This window comes from Gordonia sp. OPL2 (assembly GCF_003797825.1).
GTDB lineage: Bacteria > Actinomycetota > Actinomycetes > Mycobacteriales > Mycobacteriaceae > Gordonia.
On sequence record NZ_RKME01000001.1, the window covers coordinates 389,066 to 407,667 of the forward strand.

An 18,602-nucleotide genomic window follows, 5' to 3' on the forward strand; every position below is an offset into this window, starting at 1 on the left:
TGGTCGCAGCATGACCGATTCCGAACTCGGACGTCGACGCAAGTACTGCAAACAGTCCTGCCGCCAACGTGCCTACGAACAGAGAGCGCTCACCCAGGGCACTTCTATTCCCGCCGATGCCGTGATCCTGACATCCGCGGAGGCCGACGCCTTCGGCGACCGCATGTTCGCGTTGCGGTGCGCCGCGGAGGATCTCCTCACCGCGGTCTCCGAACGCGCTGACACCGACACGCTGCACTCGCTGGGCGACGACCTCCTGAACCTCGCCCGGGAAGCCGAGCGACTCCGATGATCGTCCGCATCTTCGGTCTGTCGGCCCTGGTGACCGTCGCGGCGCTGGTCGTCGCGTTCCTCTATCAGGGATGGACCGGTCTGGCGCTGTGCGCGATCCTCGGCGTGCTCGAGGTCTCCCTCTCGTTCGACAACGCCGTCATCAACGCGACCGTGCTCGAGCGGATGAGTCTGTTCTGGCAGCGGATGTTCCTCACCGTCGGAGTTCTCATCGCCGTGTTCGGCATGCGGTTGGTGTTCCCTCTCGCCATCGTGTGGATCACCGGGGGACTCGCTCCCGTCGAGGCATTCCGGCTCGCGATGAACCCGCCGGCGGGCGACGCCGCATACTTTCCGGACGGCAGTCCGAGCTACGAGACCATCCTGACCGACGCCCACCCCCAGATAGCGGCGTTCGGTGGCATGTTCCTGCTGCTGCTGTTCCTCAATTTCGTGCTGGCCAATCGCGATCTGACGTGGCTGTCCTGGATCGAGCGCCCACTCGGGCGTCTCGGCCGGCTCGATCAGCTCTCCGTCGTCCTCGCAGCAATCCTGCTGGTGGTGGTCGCCGAGTACCTGACTCCCGACGACACGCGATCCACGGTCCTGATCGCCGGACTGCTCGGCATGATCACCTACATTCTCGTCGACGGGCTGAGTTCGCTGTTCCAGAGCGAACATCCGGGCATCGACGACGACGTGCCGACCGAATCGGACCGGACCGGCGGCAACACCGGACCCACGTCGGCGACGGTGGCCGTCGGCAAAGCGGGATTCTTCATGTTCCTCTACCTCGAGGTCCTCGACGCATCGTTCTCGTTCGACGGTGTCATCGGCGCGTTCGCGATCACCCCCGACCCGATCATCATCGCCCTCGGCCTTGGCTTCATCGGCGCGATGTTCGTGCGGTCCATCACCATCTACCTCGTCCGGCAGGGCACCCTCGGCCAGTACCGCTATCTCGAGCACGGCGCCCACTGGGCCATCGGTGCGCTCGCCGTGATCCTGTTGCTGAGCGTGCACTTCCACATCAACGAGGTGGTGACCGGCCTGGTCGGCGTCGCCTTCATCGGCGCCTCCCTCGCGAGCAGCGTGCGGGCCAACCGCCGCGATCGCCGCGCGGAGCAGGCACCGGACACGCTCACCGCCTCCCGGTGAGCGGGTCGTCGCGGCGATTCAGACCGTTAGACTTGCGACCGTGACCGGCACCGATGACGAGGCACCGCCCGAGGACTCACGGGGGGATTCCGGCAGCGTCTCGCGCAGGGATTCGCGTGACGCGCGACCGGGTCGCCGGGCAGCAGATGCCCTCGCTCGCTCCGACGCGAGCGCCGGCGCGGTCAAGGCGGCCCGCGCGGCGCGCAGCCTGATTCCCGGTGGCACACCGGCGGCCACTGGTCCGCGGACCTCGGATCGGGTCGCCCGGCTGATCAGCGACGCCCGCCCGGACCAGCCGAGTGTGCTGCGCGAACTCGGCCTGGGCGCCGTGCAGGTGTGGCAGGCGCTGGTCTCGCGCCGGCTCGGGCGGGACCGAACCCCGGTGCCTGCGACGATCCTGTTCACCGACCTGGTGGGCTTCTCCACCTGGGCTCTCGGCGCCGGCGATGATCAGGTGCTGCGCCTGCTCGCCGAGGTCAACCGGGTCACCGAATCGGTGGTCACCGCTCGCGGCGGGAGCATCGTCAAACAGCTGGGCGACGGCACGATGGCTGTGTTCCTCGACGGCACCGAGGCGATCGAGGCCGGCTACGAGGCGATCTGCGCGGTCAGCGCACTCACCTTCGACGGCTACCGGCCGCAACTTCGCGCGGGCCTGCACACCGGTACGCCACGGGCGGTCGGCGACGATTTCCTGGGCGTGGACGTGAACATCGCGGCCCGGGTCTCGCAGGCCGCGGGACCGGGAGAACTGCTCGTCAGCGCCGCGACGATGGACTCGGCCGACACCGATCGATATCACCGGCGTCGCCGACGATTCAAGGCGAAGGGCGTGCCACGCGATCTGGAGGTGTTCGCGGTCGTACCGCGCTACGACGAGTGAGCGTCGGCGGCGGCGTCCGCGGCGCCCACACCTGGAGTCGTGGTCGAGCGTCGGGACTCGTCGACAGCAGGTCGTGGGCGGTTTGCCCGGCTGTCACATCCCGTTGTCCTCGCCCGATGACACTGATCGCGGCCGGTGAGTGTGAACCGGCCCACTCCTCGCCCGATCGGTGTACAACGGACTGCGCCGGGACGGGGACGGCGCGAGAGTCAGGGTCGAGTTCCAGGACGTGGTGGCAGTGGACAACAAACAACAGCAGATGCTGGATTTCGAGAAGAACTGGTATCCCTTCGGCGGCGGTTCGTCGCGCGCCATCACCGAACAGTTCGGTCTCAACGACCGCGACTTCTTCCGGCAGATCGATCAGATCGTCCAGCAGGAGCCGCCGACCTCGTTGACATCCACCGAACTGCGTCGCATGCGCGGTGTCATCCGCCGTCGTCTGTGGATGGCCCGCTGACCAGACGCCCACACGGGCCTCACCAGGCATTTCTCCCGAAACGCTCGACTGTGGCGAACCGCACGGTTAATCTGACTACATCAGTTATCAGAAATGACCCGTAGTCGAGACCCGCGGAGGTCCAGCCATGACCGTCACACAGCCGTCACCCGTACTGCCCGACGAGGCGGTGCTCTCCCACGGCGACGACGAGATCGAACTCATCCCACCGGATTCACTGACGGCCGAGTTGACGGGCCGCTACACCTTCCTCCCGGTGAACGGGGCGGCGTTCGTCATGCAGGTGATGCATCCGGTGATCGGCGACATCGTGGGGAAGTACTCGGTGTTCCAGACCGATCCACTGGGCCGGGCGGTCCGCTCGATCGACTCGGTGCTTCGCTGGGTGTACGGCGGGACCGAGGCGATCGAGGAGGGCAAACGCCTGCGTCGCATGCATCAGCCGCTGCAGATGCGCAACGCCGACGGCCGCCACATCAGTGCACTGAATCCCGAGGCCTACCAATGGGTCATCGCCACCGCGTTCCCGACATCGTGCAGTGCGGCACCACTGATCCTCGGACGGGAGTTCACCCCGGCAGAGCGTGCGGAGGTGTTCCGCGACAACCGGCGCATCGCCAAGATCGTCCAGGTCCCGATGAAGGGATACCCGGAGACGATCGAGGAGTTCGGCCCCTACTACGACGACATGGTCGAGAACACCCTGATCGCCCACCCGGTCGCCCTGACCCTCGTCGATCAGATGCAGAGCGCACCGCGGCTCGACGGATCGGTACCGCCTGCCCTCCGTCGCGCGGCGAATGCGGTGGCCCGCGCGGCATCGGTACCCGTGCAGAAACTCAACTACCTGACCACGGTCGGTGTGATGGAACCACGCATCCGCGAGATCCTCGGACTGTCGTGGAGCAACGCCGAGCAACGCGAGCTCGAGCGGATCCACTCGGTGATCCGGGTGACGTATCGCGTGCTGCCGGAACGACTCACGTACTTTCCGTTGGCGTACCACGCCCGCCGGCACCACGCCGCGATCCAGGCGATGAAGAAGCGTGAGGGCGCGGGTGCGGCCTATCACGTGTCCGGACCGCACTAGATCGGCTCGACCGCTGCGGGCGACCTAGACTGGGTGCGTGCCGTTCTCCGACGACGACCTCGAGGCGTTCTATCGGGACATCGAGGCGCGTACCGCAGCCGACGATCAGACCCGTCGCCGGCCCGTCCGCGACGTCGGCTCACTCCGTTCGGCGGTCACCGGCGTCACGCCACCCGTTCCGCCGAGACGCGGCGCCCCGGCATCGCAGCTGTCCGACGACGATCTCGAGACATTCTACCGCGCGATCGAGGAACGGACCGCCGCGACGCCGGACAGGCGACCTCCGCGGCGTCCGCGGTCACCGCGAGCCGACCAAGGGTGCCCCACCCCGGAGAAGCATGCCTTCCGGGCCGAGAACCTCGCCCGCGACGGGATCGTGCGGATCCGCCGGGAGAGGGGAGTTCGTGCGGAACTGCGCTGCTATCGCTGCGTGTGCGGGTCGTGGCACATCACGAGCAGGCCGCAGCGGTGAGCCGACTGTCGCTGAGCGGGGCGGTGATCGACCTCGCTGCTCCCGACGCGGCGGCCACGACGATCGCTTATGCCGCACTGCTGGACACCCCGACCGGAGAGCCGACGGTGAGCAACGGTTCGGTGCGTCGCCACGATCCCACCTCGGGACCGGCGCTCGTCCATTTCGGCACCGACGACCCGGACGCGGCGACACGCCTCCTCGGCCGACGTGACCTGTCCCCGCAGGAACCGGTCACGGTGACCCCCGACGTCGGAGCACTCCCGCTCGATCGCCGCGACATCATCGCGATCGATCATCTGGTGTTCACCGCACCGTCGCGCGACCACGCCGCCGCACTGTTCGGCGCCACACTGGATCTCGACTTCCGCCTCGACCGGACCATCGGGGACGGTGTTCACCAGATGTTCTTCCGCGCAGACGATCTCGTGGTCGAGGTGGTGGCCGGCACCGAGTCGGACGAGAGCCGCGCCTGCACGCTGTGGGGTGTCGCGTGGAGGTCGGCAGACGTCGACGCCACCCACCGGAGACTGGCCGGTGGGGGAGTGACGACGAGCGAGGTGCGGATCGGAAAGAAGCCGGGAACCCGGCTGTTCACCGTCCGCGACCCCGCTCTCGCCACCCGCACCGTGGTGATCGGTCCACTTCCAGACGGCGCGTCCGACGATCAGAGCGAGTAGGCCCGGATCCAGTCGATCAGCATGTAGGACGGATTGGGTGTCGTGAGATCCGGTGCACCCGGCCAATTCCCGCCGACGGCGAGCGAGAAGAGCACGTAGGTGGGTTTGTTGAACACCCACTGCTGGCCCGACGACAGCTGGGACGCTCGATAACTCCCCACCGTCCGTCCGTCGATCGAGATGCTGATCTGGTTCTGCGACTTGGTGACCGAGTAGACGTGATAGTCGGTGGACAGATCGGCGATCGCACCACTGTTACCGCGCTGCCAATGACCACCCGACGTCGTCGACCCGTGCAGGTGATTGGTGAAGTTGGTCGTGATGGACGGGGTCTCGATCACGTCGATCTCGCCGCTGCGCGGCCAGCCGGCCGAATAGATGTCGGTGCCCATCAGCCAGAATGCGGGGAGTAGTCCCTGCCCGCGGGGCAGTTTGATCCGTGCCGACACGGTGCCGTAGGTGAGCGAGAACTTCCCGTACGTGTTCATCCGGGCCGAGGTGATCTCGGTGCCGTTGTAGCGGGCCGCGATGGCGAGCCGCCCGTTGCCGTCCAGATACGAATTCGACCGCGTATTGGTGTAGACCTGCCATTCGTTGTTGCCCCAACCACCTCCGCCGGTCTCGTGATTCCACCAGCGCGACGACGGTGCGGTCCCGTTCGATCCGGTGAACTCGTCGGACCAGATCAGCGTCGCCGCCGACGATCGGGGCCCGACGAGCAGTGTCGCGCACAGGGTCACCGCCAGGAAGAAAGGTAGTGCCACAAGATATCTGCGCCCCACGGTGTCATTGCGCCAGAGGGCGCGCGAACGCGCTGTCGGGGTCGGTTGTCTCGTCATTGATCAACTCTCCTCTCGATACTCCGAACGGCCTCAGCGTTTCCCACCCATCCCGGCGAATGCGGCAAAACGGCGGTGTCGTCGCCAAGCAGAGACCTGGGCGAGATCAAATGGAAGACTGGGCAGATGACCACACCCTCCGCTGAGAGCGGCGTCCGGCCGGCTGTCGTCGTCGTGTCGGCGACCAGTGCCGACATCCTGATGGCCGAGTTCGAGCGCTATGCCCGCGACTACACGATCACCTGCGCGGGTTCGGCGATCGAGGCCATCACCCTCCTCAGCCGCCTGCGCTCCGACAGTGTGCCGGTGGCGCTGATCGTGACCGAGTCCGAACTACCGGACATGAATCTGCTCGAGGCGCTGTCGGCATTCCGCAGCATCGTGCCGACCGCGCGACGTGTCGTCGGCATCCACTGGAGCAATTTTCTCGTGCACAGCGAGACGCTGCGCCCGGCCCTCCAGAAGGGGAAGTTCGACACCTTCCTCCTCATCCCGCGCGGTCCCCGCGACGAGGAGTTCCACTACGCGATCACCGAACTGCTGTCGGACTGGGGCGCGACGGTCGCCGTGCCCGAGGTCGAGGTGCTGCGCATCATCGCGCCCGCTCTGACACCGCTGACCATGCAGATCCGGGATTTCCTGGAGCGCATGGGGATGCCGTACCGCACCTATCCACCGGAGAGTCCGGAGGGGGTCCAGGCGGCGCAGTTCCTGTACGCCGACGACGAGTCCGCCCGGCCGGATCCGGCGCCGCACCCGCTCGTGCACTCCCTGCGGGGACCGGGCACCGAGGTCATCGCGCCCACCACGGTCCGCGACGTCGCGGTGATGATCTACGGTCGCCCGTCCGACGTCGAGGTCGACACGGTCGTCGATCTCGCGGTGATCGGTGCCGGTCCGGCCGGACTGGCAGCGGCGGTCTACGCGGCATCGGAAGGGCTCAGCACGGTGGTCATCGAGAAGGAGGCCACCGGCGGGCAGGCCGGCACGAGTTCGATGATCCGCAACTACCTCGGGTTCCCGCGCGGTATCTCGGGGATGCGCCTCGCGCAGCGGGCCCGGACCCAGGCGTTGCGATTCGGCGCCCGGTTCTTCACCGGCTGGGCCGTCGACAGTGTCCGCACCGACGACCCCGCGGCGCCGTATCGTCTGGTGACCGAGGGCGGAGACGTGTGTGCACGGTCGGTCCTCATCAGCACCGGCGTGGCGTACCGGCGACTGGGCGTGGCCCCGCTCGAAGGTCTCGTCGGGCTCGGCGTCCACTACGGCGCCGCGATGAGCGCGGCACGCGAGATGGAGGGACAGGACGTCTTCGTCGTGGGTGGTGGGAACTCCGCCGGGCAGGCGGCGATCCATCTGGCCAGATACGCACGGTCGGTGACGATCGTCGTCCGCAGACCCGACCTGACGGCGACCATGTCGCAGTATCTGATCGGCGAGATCGCGTTCAACCCACGTATCTCGGTGTGCGGCTCGTGCGAGGTGATCGACGGCGGCGGGACGGGACGTCTGGAATGGATCACGCTGCGCGACCGCAACTCCGGCAGCGAGGACCGACGACCGGCCGGAGGGCTGTTCCTGTTGCTGGGTGCATCCCCACACTGCGAGTGGCTGCCCGACGGCGTCGAACGCGATCCGAACGGCTTTCTCCTCACCGGTCGCGACGTCCCGCGGGAGCGCTGGACCGGGGACGTCCCCCCGGCGAACCTCGCCACCAGCGAACCGGGTTTGTTCGCCGCGGGCGACATCCGGTCCGGGTCGATGAAGCGGGTGGCTGCGGCGAGCGGTGAGGGAGCCAGTGTGGTGCCGCTCGTGCATGCCTGGCTGGAGTTGTTGCGCCGCAACGAGATCGCCTCCTGACCGATCAGGACGTCAGCTCACCGTCTACGGATCCCGTGGTAGATGCCACGGCGGACGATCCATGGCTGCAGAACCGAATCGATCGACCACGCGGGAAAGCGGAACGGGCGGCCGTTGGGGGCGAAGACCTCCAGTCCGTCGTCCTGGACCCCGAGCACCGAACCCCATCGACGGTGGCGCGCCCGGTACGCCCGGAGTCGTTCTCCGCGTAGCGATGCGGCCACGTTGTGGGCCACCAGACGGTCGGCCCGGTTCCGGGCCGAGTTGCGGAGGGGATCGGTGGCCGCGACATCGCCGACGGCAAAGATCTCGGCAAAGGTCTCTTCATCGCCGACGACACGGAGATCGTCTGTCACCCGGACGAATCCGTGGTCATCGAGCATCTCGTCGGGCAGCCAGTCGGTGTTGGGGGTGACCATGCCGACCGCCCACACGACGGCCTCGGCGTCCGCCGGCGCCTGCCCGGTGGTCCACTCGACGGGATCCGCCGTGATGCGATCGACCGAGGCAGGCAGAACTGCGCGGTGGCCCGGGTGTATCCCGACACCCGCCTCGTCGAGGCGGCCGCGCACATGTTCCCACACGCGCGGATGGTGCGCGGGGAGTGCACGATCGCCCGGGAAGTACAGGTCGACACGCTTGCGCGGCCACACCGCTGCGATATTGGCGGCGCTGCTGATCGCGGCAGCGCCGCCGCCGATCACCGCGACCGAGGCCGAACCCGCGAGGCGGTCGTGAACGGCGCGCAGCCCTGTGTCGACCTCGCTCGCCGACTGCAGGTCCGGCCGCCGCCAGAAGCCGTTGCGGACACCGGTGGAGATGACGAGGGAGTCGTAGTCCTCCGCCACGACCGAGTCGTCGGCGCATCGCACGGTCACCTTTCTCGACGTCGGGTCCAGGCCACTGAGTCGTCCCTGGACGATCCGGACACGGTCGAGTCCGCGAAACCGATCGAACGGAATCCAGTAATCACGCCGCCACGCGTCGGGCCGCGCCATCCGGGTGCCGACCTCCTGGCCGCTGACGAGGCCGGGTTTCACCGACACGCCGACGACGTCGTGATGGCGCGCCAGGTGGATCGCGGTCAGTACGCCGGTGTCACCGAGTCCGGCCACGACGACGCGTCGACGTCTCTCAGTCATGGGCACCGATCCGCGGGGGCCGAGGCAGGAACCGTGGGATGCGGTCGATGACCCGCTGATACTCCGGTCGCCGGGCCAGACTGCGTCGTTCCATCATCGGGATGCTGGCGCCCTCGAACATGGCCAGCATGACGATCGCACCCGCGACGAGCCACCAGGCGTCGCCCGGTGAGGTGGCGATGCCGAACAGGGCGAGTGCAACCCAGAACATCCACTCGCCGAAGTAGTTGGGGTGCCGGGACCACGCCCAGAGTCCGCGGTCCATCGCCTCTCCGGGGCGCCGCGTCCGGGAGAACTCGCGCAACTGGGCGTCGGCGACCGTCTCCAGCCCGATCGCGCCGACACCGACGACGAACGCGACCGCCGCCAGCCAGATCGGTCCGTCCGCCGGGCGGGTCACCGTCACGTAGACGGGCAGCATCGCCAGGAACACCTGCAACGTCGGGATGAGGTGGATGGCGAACAGATCGGCCGGCCACTCCCAGCGACCGGCATCCGACCGGATCATGCCGTAGCGCCAATCCTCGTGGTGCAGACCGGGAAAGGTCGATGCCCAGTTCCACGTCAGACGGATCGCCCACACCCCGACGACGACGGCGACCAACCAGCACCGCACGTCACCGATGCCGAAATCGCCCTGCCACCACCAATAGATCAGCATCAGCGGGGGGATGACACTCCAGTACGCGTCGTAGAAACTGGAGTTGCGAAAGCGGCGGCTGAACGCGAAGACGACCAGCGTTGCGAGAACGTCCGCGATGAGCGTGTCGAGCCACAGGGCGCTCGTCGTCGGTCCCCAGATGAGCCAGATCGCGGCGACGATCAACGCCACCACATAGGCGGCGGCGACCCGGATCAGTCCCGCAGCGGCCGATCCGTGAACCGCGGTGTCGTCGGCGGTCACCGGTCGATCAGGGTCGCGAGCTGTTCGACCTCGGCCACACTGCCGGGCGAGACGAGCATCATGCTCACCCCGGCGTCCTCCCACCGGGTGACCTGTGTGCGGACGTGATCGATGGTGCCGACGATCGCAGAGTCCTCGACGACCTCGTCCGGGATGATCCGTGCCGCCTCCTCCTTGCGGTCGCTGCGGAACAGCGCGGTGACCTCGTCGACCACCTCGGCGTAGCCCATACGCCGATACACCTCGGCATGAAAATTGGTGTCCTCGCTGCCCATGCCTCCCATGTAGAGCGCCAGGAACGGTTTGATCGCCTCGAAGGTCGCGGCACGATCATCGGTGATGACGATCTGCGCGGTGGCACAGATCTCGAAGTCCTCGCGGGTCCGGCGCGCGCCCGGTCGCCGGAATCCCTCGTCCAGCCATTCGTTGTAGGTGTCGGCCAGTCGCGGGGTGTAGAACAACGGCAGCCAGCCGTCGGCGATCTCGGCGGCGAGCGCGATGTTCTTGGGACCCTCGGCCCCGAGCATCACCGGGATGTCGGCGCGCAGTGGATGGGTGATCGGTTTGAGCGGTTTGCCGAGACCTGTCGCACCTTCACCGGACAGCGGCAGCTGATAGTGCGGTCCCTCGCTGGTCACCGGCGCCTCGCGGGCCCAGACCTGTCGCATGATGTCGATGTACTCGCGGGTGCGGGCGAGGGGTTTGGCGAACGGTTGTCCATACCAGCCCTCGACGACCTGCGGCCCCGACACACCGAGCCCGACGATGTGGCGGCCACCGGAGAGGTGGTCGAGGGTCAGTGCCGCCATCGCGCATGCCGTCGGCGTCCGCGCCGACAACTGCAGCACCGACGTCCCGAGCCGCAGCCGGTCGGTCGACGAGCCCCACCAGGCCAATGGGGTGTAGGCATCCGAACCCCAGGCCTCGGCCGTGAAGACGCTGTCGAATCCGGCGGCCTCCGCGGCCGTGACGAGTTCGGCGTGGTGCGGCGACGGTGCCGCACCCCAATACCCCAGTTGTAGACCGAGTTTCATGTGTCTCCTGTGTAGACCGGTGTCCGCGGACGGCGTGAAGTTCAGCGTAGAGCGTCGGAGCCGAGCATGGTGGCGACATCGCGTGCCAGGGCAAGGCAGGACGTGAGCCCGGGAGATTCGATGCCGAAGAGCGCAACCAACCCGGGTATGCCGTGGCCGGCGGGCCCCTGCAGCAGGAAGTCGGCCGGTGGCTCGCCGGGCCCGGACAGCTTGGGACGGAGTCCGGCGTAGGCAGGCGCCAACTCGTGGTCGTCGACGGCCGGCCAATAATGTCGGATCTCGCGAGCGAACAGTTCCGCACGGTGCGGGTCGACGGACAGATCACCGCCGTCGGTCCACTCGACGTCGGGTCCGAATCGCGCCGCCCCGCCCATGTCGAGCGTCAGGTGGATACCCAGGCCACCGTCGACGGGAAGCGGGTAGATCAGCCTGCCGAACGGCGAGACGCCCGAGGCGGGCGTGAAGTAGTTGCCTTTCGCCACACGTCGAGGCGGTATCCGCTCGACGGGGTATCCCCGAAGATGTGCGACGAGGTCCCAGGCGCCGAGGCCGGCGCAGGAGACCAGACCGCGACAGCCGATCACGCCGGCGCCGTCGACCTCGAGCGTGATGAGCGGACCGGGCATGACCGACCCGCCGACCACGCGACTCCGCAGGGCGATGCCGGCGCCGGCCGCTTCGGCATCGCGCCGCAACGCCTCCATCAGCGCGTGACCGTCGACGATCCCGGTCGACGGCGACAGCACGGCCGCGATGCCGGTGAGCTCCGGCTCCAGTTTACGGAGTTCGGTTCTGCTCACCGGGCGCAGGTCGACGACGCCGTTCGCGCGGGCCTGCTCCACGATCTGATCGAGCGCAGGGAGCTGATCCTCGTCGGTCGCGACGATCAACTTGCCGATCCGGCGATGCGGTATGCCCGCCTCGGTGCAATAGCGATAGAGCATCTCACGACCCGCCACACAGGCGGACGCCTTGCGACTGCCGGTCGGGTAGTAGATCCCGGCGTGGATGACCTCGGAGTTCCGCGAACTCGTCTGCGTGCCAACGGCGTCCTCGGCCTCGAGCACCATCACCTCGAGCCCGTCGAGAGCGAGCCGCCGGGCCACGGCCAATCCGACGACGCCGGCACCGACGACCACGACGTCCACCGACTCCATCACGGGACGAGCGTATCGGGCCGCACGGCCGTGGGGGTCGATCACCGCCAGGACGGGGTAGGGTCGGACATCTCCCATCGGACGGTCGATCTGCCCGCCGATGGGTCGTCGACCATGTCGTGAAGGGGTGCTCACGTGAACGGTTTCCAGCGCACGGCCGCGAAGTTCAACCTGCTCGTCACGCCGCTGATGCGTCTACCCGGCCTCGGCTCGGTGCTCGGCCGGTCGATGACCGTGCTGAGCTACACGGGCCGCAAATCCGGCCGGCGGTTCGAGTTGCCGGTCAGCTATCGGCGCGACGGCGAGACCGTGGTGGTCGGGGTCGCCATGCCGGACAAGAAGGGATGGTGGCGCAATTTCACCGGTGACGGTGCGCCGATCTCGCTGTCCCTCGACGGCCGCACACGTACGGGACACGCCACCAGCAGTCGCGACGCGAAGGGCGGCGTCGCCGTCCGAATCGCACTCGATCAGGTCTGACGGTCTCTCGCAGACACGCGGGCCACCCGACCAGATCGTCGGGTGACCCGCGTGGTGTCTGACGGTGTCCTGATCAGCCGGCGCGGTTGATCTGCGGACCGGGCACGATCAGACCTTGGCCTGCATGGAACTGCGGGCCGGGTTGCCCTGGTCGTCCACCTTCGGATCCGGTTCGTCCTGCTTCTCTGTCACCCCGGCCTTGATGCGGGCCCCGATGTCGGGGTCGATGCGGCTCCAGTACTCGAACGCGCGGGCGAGCACCGGTTCACTCACCCCGTTCAGCAGATGGCCGACGACGTTGTCCACCAAGCGTTCCCGGGCACCGTCGTCGAAGACCTCACGGACCATGGTGCCCGCCTGCCCCCAGTCGTCGTCCTCGGGGTGGTCGACGTAGGCGGAGCGGACGATGTCGCCGTCGGCCGCCCACTGCGGCTCCTGCTGCCCGGAGTACGACGCCGACGGCCCGCCCTTGCTGTTCGGCGCGTACACCGGGTCGGAGACCGGCGTGATCCGCATCGCGCCGTCCTTGCTGTAGCTGTGTACCTCGTTGCGTGGGGCGTTGACCGGGATCTGCTTGTAGTTGCCACCCAGCCGGGCCCGATGGGCATCGGCGTAGGAGAACACCCGACCGAGCAGCATCCGATCCGGACTGAACCCGATGCCGGGCACGGTGTTGTTCGGCTCGAACGCGACCTGCTCGATCTGCGCATGGTTGTCGGTCGGGTTGGTGTGCAGCGTCATCTTCCCGACCTCGTGCAGCGGGTAGTCGCCGTGCGGCCACACCTTGGTCAGATCGAACGGGTTGAACCGATACGAGACGGCGTCGTCGAACGGCATCAGCTGTACCTTCAGGGTCCAGCTCGGGTGATCCCCGGCCGCAATGGATTCGAACAGATCGCGGGTGTGGAAGTCGGTGTCCGCGGCGGCCATCTGGTCACCCTCGTGCTGGGTGAAGCACTCGACTCCCTGATCGGAGATGAAGTGGTACTTGACCCAGTGCTTCACGCCTTCGGCGTTCACCCAGAGGTAGGTGTGGGACGAGTAGCCGTTCATGTGGCGCCACGTCTTCGGGATGCCGCGGTCACCCATCAACCACGTCACCTGATGCGCCGATTCCGGCGACAGTGTCCAGAAGTCCCACTGCATGTCGTGGTCTCGCAGATTGTTGTCGGCGCGTCGCTTCTGGGAACGGATGAAGTGCTGGAACTTCATCGGATCCTTGATGAAGAAGATCGGCGTGTTGTTGCCGACCATGTCGTAATTGCCCTCGTCGGTATAGAACTTGAGGGCGAATCCTCGCGGGTCCCGCCAGGTGTCGGGGCTGCCGCGCTCGCCGGCGACCGTCGAGAACCGGGCGACCATCTCGGTCTTCGCGCCCGGCTGGAACAGTCCCGCACAGGTATAGGCGGAGACGTCCTCGGTCGTCTCGAAGGTCCCGAAGGCCCCGCTGCCCTTCGCGTGTGGTTGCCGCTCGGGGATTCGTTCGCGGTTGAACTGGGCCATCTGCTCGATCAGATAGTGATCGTGCAGGACGATCGGGCCTCCGGCGCCGACGGTGAGCGAGTGTTCGTCGCTCCCGGCCGGCGCGCCCGAATCGCGCGTCGTGTACACGTTCTTGTCGTCGGACATCTCGCCTCCGAGAAGGTCGATCCGTACTGGGGCTGTGGCACCGGGGCTGCTTCAGTGCCTGTCCCGATGGTACGCCGGTGGGCAAGTGGCACAGCGACTCCGCCGTACCGCCGACCGATGCGTCATCGAGAAGTGTTGTGCGAAGGCCGTTCACGGCGCTGCGGAGCGCAGCTTCTCCAGCAGTGGCCCGGCCGCCTCGGACAGGAATCGATCCTGCGAGTCGCCACCGATCTGGACGAGTGCGACGTCGGTGAACCCGGCATCCCAGTACGGCCGTACTGCATCCACGATCGCGTCGAGGTCGGGACCACACGCGATGGACTCGGCGACGTTCTCCGGCGTCACGTACTGTGTGGCCGCGGCGAACCCGGCGGTGGTCCGGAGGTCGGCGTTGACGTCCCAGCCGCCGCTGAACCAGCGGAACTCCTCGTGCGCACGCTCGACGGCGGCGTCACGATCCGGGTCCCAACAGATGGGGATCTGCCCGATCGCCCGGGCATCGTCACCGATCGTGCCGGTGGAGTCCTCGGCATTCCACCGGCGGATGACCTCGGCGTCGGGCTGGACCGCGATCAGGTGATCGGCGGTGGGGCCGAACTCCTCGATGCCCCGGTCACCGGTGACGGCAACCGCGATCGGAGTCCGTTGCTCCGGGAGATCCCAGATTCGTGCCGAATCCACCTGGAAGAACTCGCCGCGGTAGTCGACGAGGCCGCCGTCGTGGAGGGCGCGGATGATCTCGATCGCCTCGCCGAGCATCTCCTGCCGGTCCACGACAGCGGGCCACCCCGTCCCGACCACATGCTCGTTGAGATTCTCTCCGCTGCCGAGGCCGAGCGTGAACCGGCCGTCGGCGAGGATCTGCATGGTCGCGGCCTTCTGCGCCACGATCGCCGGATGATACCGGATGGTCGGACAGGTCACGTATGTCATCAGTTCGACGCGATCGGTGGCGTGCGCGACGGCTCCCAGCACGCTCCACGCGTAGGGCGCGTGTCCCTGGGCCGACAACCACGGGAAATAGTGATCACTGCTGACCTCGAAGTCGAACCCGGCATTCTCCGCGTCGACCGCGAAGCGGACCAGGTCCTTGGGCCCGGCCTGCTCGGTCATCAAGGTGTACCCGAATCTCGTCGTCATGATGTCCGGTGTTCCCCAGGGTGTGGGAGATCGAAACGTCGGGTAAGCGTGGACCGAGAACCCGACCCGAGGAGGTCCCGCGTGGACTCGGACTCCGCATCTGTGAACGACCCGCTCGCACACGTCGACCTGGGCGAGAGCACCGCAGTGGCCGACACGGTCCTGCTCGACGTCGACGGCACGCTGGTCGACTCGACGTATCTGCACGCACTGGCCTGGACGCGCGCGTTCGGCGCGCACGATCTCGCACCGCCGTGGTGGCGGATTCACCGCACGGTCGGGATGGGTGGCGATCTGCTGGTCGGTGAGGTGTGCGGAGCAGATGTCGAGGACCGTCTGGGGGACACACTCCGCTCGGAGTGGGCCGATCGCTACCGCGAACTGCTGCCCGAGGTCCGCTCGTTCCCCGGGGCGCGCGAGCTCGTCGACGCCATCCGATCCGCCGGGCTCGAGGTCGCGCTGGCCTCCTCGGGCGCCGCCGAGTTCACCGACGCCGCCCTCGACATCCTCGGGATGACCCGCGACGACTTCGACGCGGTCACCTCGGCAGAGGACGTCGATCGGTCCAAGCCGCACCCCGACATCCTCGGCACGGCTCTCGAGTCGGCCGGTGGCACCCAGGCACTGCTCGTGGGTGACACCGTCTGGGATGTCGAGTCCGCAGCCCGGCTGTCGGCCGCCTGTGTCGGCGTCCGCACCGGTGGGTTCTCCGAGGCCGAACTCGACAGTGCCGGTGCGGCTCTCGTCGTCGACGACATCGGTGTTCTCGCGCAGTGCGATTGGCGACGCGTCAGCGGGTGACGTCCCAGACCACCTGTGCGAGTGCATCCCGGTCGGCGACGTCGAGTTTGATACACGCACGATAGATGTGGCCCTCGACGGTGCGCACCGAGACGGTGAGCCGCTCGGCGATCTCCCGGTTGGAGAGTCCTTGCGCGACAAGGGCGGTGATCTCGCGTTCGCGCGCGGTGACCGGCAGCGGTCGCGCCGACGCCCGCAGGGCGGGTGTCGTCGCACGGTCACAGAGCACGGAGAGCTTGAGGGCGCGAGCGCTGGACTCGGCGACACCGCGCCGACGGCCCGCCTTCTCGTGCAGCGGTGCGGCCTGTGCCGCGGAATCGGCCGCGGAGAGCAGGAACCCGACCTCCTCGAACTCCTGGCTCACGGTGTCGAGTGCGTCCGCGTCCCCCGCACCGACAGCCATCGCGTGCCGTGCGTAGAGCGCGGCGATCGAACCGTCGATGCGATCGACGAGCGACTCGATGCGTATTCCGACACCGCGCTCGCCGAATCGGGCCGCGTGGTGGCACGCCTCGGCCTCGAGCGCGAACTGTCCGGCGTCGTGGGCGATGTCGGCCGCACGGATGCACAACTCGACCGCCTCCGTCTGCGCACCGTTGGCGGCGGCGATCCAGGCCCGCGCGATCACCCGCTGCGGCTCGTGGATCGCGGTCTGCGGACCGGTGTGCTCGTCGGCCTCGGCCAGGACGCGCTCGGCCTCGACCACATCACCGAGCGCGGCGTAAGCGCGGGCTAGGAGCAGACGCGCAGGCAGGCGCCACGGGAGCGAATTCTCTGCGTTGAGGGCGGCCAGTGCCTGCTCGAACGCGGAGGTGGCGGCGGTGAACGAGCCGCGGTAGGTGGCCACGACGCCGACGGTGATCTTCGCGATCGCCCAACCGAGGAACTGCCCAGCGGAGGAGAACTCGTTGTACTCGTCGGCACGGTGCTGGGCGGTGTCGAGGTCACCGATCATGGTCAGTGCCAGCACGTCGCAGTAGCGGACCATGACCTTGATCATGCCGTCGGTCGGTTTCTGCTCCGCCCGGCAACGGGCCGCGATCGGGTCGTACGCCAGACCCTGACCGGCGACGGGCATCGCCAGACCGGTTGCGAACGCGGCGAAGTCGAACGCCTGTGGCGGCGCGTCCGGATCGGCGATGACCGCTCGTGCCACGGCGATGCCCTCGTCGATCCGGTTCTCGTGCACGGCCATCATCGATTCCATGCCCTCGACGATGCGCACCAGCGCGGGATGGGTGACCCGCTCGTGCAGCAGGCTGAGGATCTCCTTGGCCTTGACATCCTCACCCAGGGACCAGAAGAGCAGACTCAGACGGGGATTGCCCCACAGCACCAGCTGCAGCTCATCGAGCTGATCGGGATCGAACGTGGCGAGCGCCTCGTCGGCCTCGACCGGGCGGGCCTGCCAGAGCAGCGCTCGGGAGAGCAACTCGGCTGCGGCCAGACCTCCTCCGCGTTCGGCGGCCGCACGGGCCAGGCGCTCTCCGAGCGGCAGGTTCGCCAGCGCGACAGCGTCTTTGGCCGCGGATGTCAGCATCCTCGGTTCGATGTCGAGATCACCGTCGACGCACAGCTGCGCCAGGCGGATTCGTGCCGCCGCGGTGTCAACGGGTTCTTGCCGGAGGATCTCGACGATGCGGGACCGGAGTGTCCGGCCGGATGCGACCCCGATCCGCCGCCGGATCACGTCGCCGTACACCGGGTGGCTGAAACGCACGTTGACCGTCGACCCGTCGCGCACGATCCGGACGAGGTCGGAGAGCTCGGCCTCGTCGACGGCGTCCCCTCCGGCAAGCGTGATGAGGCTGTCGATGTCGAGCGGCTCGCACACCGCGAGCAGTCGCATCAGATCCATCACCGCGGCACCGGCGTGGTCCAGTCGGTCGTCGACGAGACTGACCAGGCCGGAGGGGACAGCGGTCGGCCCGCGTAGTTGCCAGACTCCGTTCACCTCCGACAGCGTTCCCGCGCGGACGGCGCCCTCGACGAGGTTGCGCAGGAACAGCGGGTTGCCGCCCGACGAGTCCCAGATGACGTCGGCACTGAGACCTTCCAGGGCTCCGCCCAGGACTCGTTCGACGAGGGCCGTGCTCTCGGCCTTGGTCAACGACTCCAGATCGATACGGATGAGGTGGCCGTCTTTCCACAGCGCCGTGACGGCGTCGGTGACCGGCTCGCCCGTGCGCACGGTCGCCACGATGCGCGCGGACCGGTCGACGGCGAGTTGCAGCAGCAGAGTGGCCGACAGCTGATCCAGATGGTGCGCGTCGTCGACACCGACGATCGTGTCGGGATGGGCGAGCAGTGAGTCGCGGGCGGACACCAGTGCCGTGATCGGGTCCCGCGACGACGTGGACTCCACCCAGGGAGCGAACGCCCCCAACGGGATTCCGCGTGACGACTCCGTACAGGCCGCCCATCGCACCTCGGCGGCCAGTTCATCGGTCGCCTGTCGCGCGAGTGTCGTCTTGCCCACCCCGGCGGCACCGACCAGGACGACGCCACAGGTGTCCGCGTTCGCGAGTGCGGCTCGGATGGCGTGCTGTTCGGTCGGCCTGGAGAGGAGCTGCCAGCGGGCACCCATGGGGCGCAGTATAGAT

18 protein-coding genes are annotated in these 18,602 nt (G+C 67.8%); 10 read left to right on the forward strand and 8 right to left on the reverse strand.

From position 1 onward, the window contains the following. Positions 1-10 precede the first annotated feature (10 nt). The 7 genes from EEB19_RS01665 to EEB19_RS01695 all read left to right on the forward strand — a co-directional run bounded on the left by EEB19_RS01665 (position 11) and on the right by EEB19_RS01695 (position 5,013). A complete protein-coding gene (locus tag EEB19_RS01665) occupies positions 11-292 on the forward strand; it encodes a hypothetical protein (protein WP_187582521.1) in 282 nt (93 codons plus the stop codon). Further along, positions 289-1,428, forward strand: a complete 1,140-nt coding sequence (locus EEB19_RS01670) for a DUF475 domain-containing protein (RefSeq protein WP_187582523.1) — start codon at positions 289-291, stop codon at positions 1,426-1,428. Before EEB19_RS01665 ends, EEB19_RS01670 begins: the two co-directional genes overlap by 4 nt. 40 nt (positions 1,429-1,468) lie before the next feature. Further along, positions 1,469-2,311, forward strand: a complete 843-nt coding sequence (locus EEB19_RS01675) for an adenylate/guanylate cyclase domain-containing protein (RefSeq protein WP_187582525.1) — start codon at positions 1,469-1,471, stop codon at positions 2,309-2,311. Positions 2,312-2,549: 238 nt separating this feature from the next. Then, positions 2,550-2,771 carry a DUF3263 domain-containing protein gene (locus tag EEB19_RS01680; protein ID WP_187582527.1) on the forward strand — a complete coding sequence of 74 codons (222 nt, stop codon included), beginning with the start codon at positions 2,550-2,552 and terminating at the stop codon, positions 2,769-2,771. A 127-nt stretch (positions 2,772-2,898) separates the two neighbouring features. Continuing rightward, positions 2,899-3,861 (forward strand): oxygenase MpaB family protein, encoded by a 963-nt coding sequence (locus EEB19_RS01685; RefSeq protein ID WP_187582529.1) that lies wholly within the window; start codon positions 2,899-2,901, stop codon positions 3,859-3,861. 37 nt (positions 3,862-3,898) lie between these two features. Beyond that, a complete protein-coding gene (locus EEB19_RS26810) occupies positions 3,899-4,333 on the forward strand; it encodes a hypothetical protein (RefSeq protein WP_262365365.1) in 435 nt (144 codons plus the stop codon). Beyond that, positions 4,303-5,013, forward strand: a complete 711-nt coding sequence (locus EEB19_RS01695) for a VOC family protein (protein ID WP_187582531.1) — start codon at positions 4,303-4,305, stop codon at positions 5,011-5,013. Before EEB19_RS26810 ends, EEB19_RS01695 begins: the two co-directional genes overlap by 31 nt. Here EEB19_RS01695 and EEB19_RS01700 read toward each other — a convergent pair. After that, the gene (locus EEB19_RS01700) at positions 5,001-5,852 is read right to left on the reverse strand and encodes a glycoside hydrolase family 16 protein (protein WP_187582532.1); all 852 of its coding nucleotides are present in this window, start codon (positions 5,850-5,852) and stop codon (positions 5,001-5,003) included. The two genes, EEB19_RS01695 and EEB19_RS01700, sit on opposite strands and share 13 nt — an antisense overlap. A gap of 126 nt (positions 5,853-5,978) precedes the next feature. Here EEB19_RS01700 and EEB19_RS01705 point away from each other — a divergent pair, with 126 nt between their 5' ends. Continuing rightward, on the forward strand, positions 5,979-7,712 hold the full coding sequence (locus EEB19_RS01705; RefSeq protein ID WP_187582534.1) for an FAD-dependent oxidoreductase: 1,734 nt from the start codon (positions 5,979-5,981) through the stop codon (positions 7,710-7,712). A gap of 17 nt (positions 7,713-7,729) precedes the next feature. Here EEB19_RS01705 and EEB19_RS01710 read toward each other — a convergent pair whose 3' ends face one another. The 4 genes from EEB19_RS01710 to EEB19_RS01725 are packed head-to-tail and all read right to left on the reverse strand — an operon-like array spanning position 7,730 to position 11,949. Further along, on the reverse strand, positions 7,730-8,854 hold the full coding sequence (locus EEB19_RS01710) for an FAD-dependent oxidoreductase (protein ID WP_187582536.1): 1,125 nt from the start codon (positions 8,852-8,854) through the stop codon (positions 7,730-7,732). After that, positions 8,847-9,713: a DUF1295 domain-containing protein gene (locus EEB19_RS01715; RefSeq protein WP_262365396.1), complete on the reverse strand. Its 867-nt coding sequence runs from the start codon at positions 9,711-9,713 to the stop codon at positions 8,847-8,849. The genes EEB19_RS01710 and EEB19_RS01715 overlap by 8 nt, the downstream gene beginning before the upstream one ends. 41 nt (positions 9,714-9,754) lie before the next feature. After that, complete coding sequence (locus EEB19_RS01720) at positions 9,755-10,792, reverse strand: LLM class F420-dependent oxidoreductase (protein ID WP_187582540.1); 1,038 nt, start codon at positions 10,790-10,792, stop codon at positions 9,755-9,757. Between the two features lie 41 nt (positions 10,793-10,833). Next, complete coding sequence (locus EEB19_RS01725; protein ID WP_187583077.1) at positions 10,834-11,949, reverse strand: NAD(P)/FAD-dependent oxidoreductase; 1,116 nt, start codon at positions 11,947-11,949, stop codon at positions 10,834-10,836. Positions 11,950-12,084: 135 nt separating this feature from the next. Here EEB19_RS01725 and EEB19_RS01730 point away from each other — a divergent pair, with 135 nt between their 5' ends. Then, complete coding sequence (locus EEB19_RS01730; RefSeq protein ID WP_262365366.1) at positions 12,085-12,429, forward strand: nitroreductase/quinone reductase family protein; 345 nt, start codon at positions 12,085-12,087, stop codon at positions 12,427-12,429. A 108-nt stretch (positions 12,430-12,537) separates the two neighbouring features. Here EEB19_RS01730 and EEB19_RS01735 read toward each other — a convergent pair whose 3' ends face one another. After that, a complete protein-coding gene (locus tag EEB19_RS01735; protein WP_187582542.1) occupies positions 12,538-14,058 on the reverse strand; it encodes a catalase in 1,521 nt (506 codons plus the stop codon). A 150-nt stretch (positions 14,059-14,208) separates the two neighbouring features. Further along, entirely contained in the window at positions 14,209-15,198 is a 990-nt protein-coding gene (locus tag EEB19_RS01740) for an LLM class F420-dependent oxidoreductase (protein WP_187582544.1), read from the reverse strand. A gap of 129 nt (positions 15,199-15,327) precedes the next feature. Here EEB19_RS01740 and EEB19_RS01745 point away from each other — a divergent pair, with 129 nt between their 5' ends. Continuing rightward, positions 15,328-15,999 carry an HAD family hydrolase gene (locus EEB19_RS01745; protein WP_187583081.1) on the forward strand — a complete coding sequence of 224 codons (672 nt, stop codon included), beginning with the start codon at positions 15,328-15,330 and terminating at the stop codon, positions 15,997-15,999. Here EEB19_RS01745 and EEB19_RS01750 read toward each other — a convergent pair. Further along, entirely contained in the window at positions 15,989-18,586 is a 2,598-nt protein-coding gene (locus tag EEB19_RS01750) for a LuxR family transcriptional regulator (protein ID WP_187582546.1), read from the reverse strand. The two genes, EEB19_RS01745 and EEB19_RS01750, sit on opposite strands and share 11 nt — an antisense overlap. Positions 18,587-18,602: the final 16 nt, after the last annotated feature.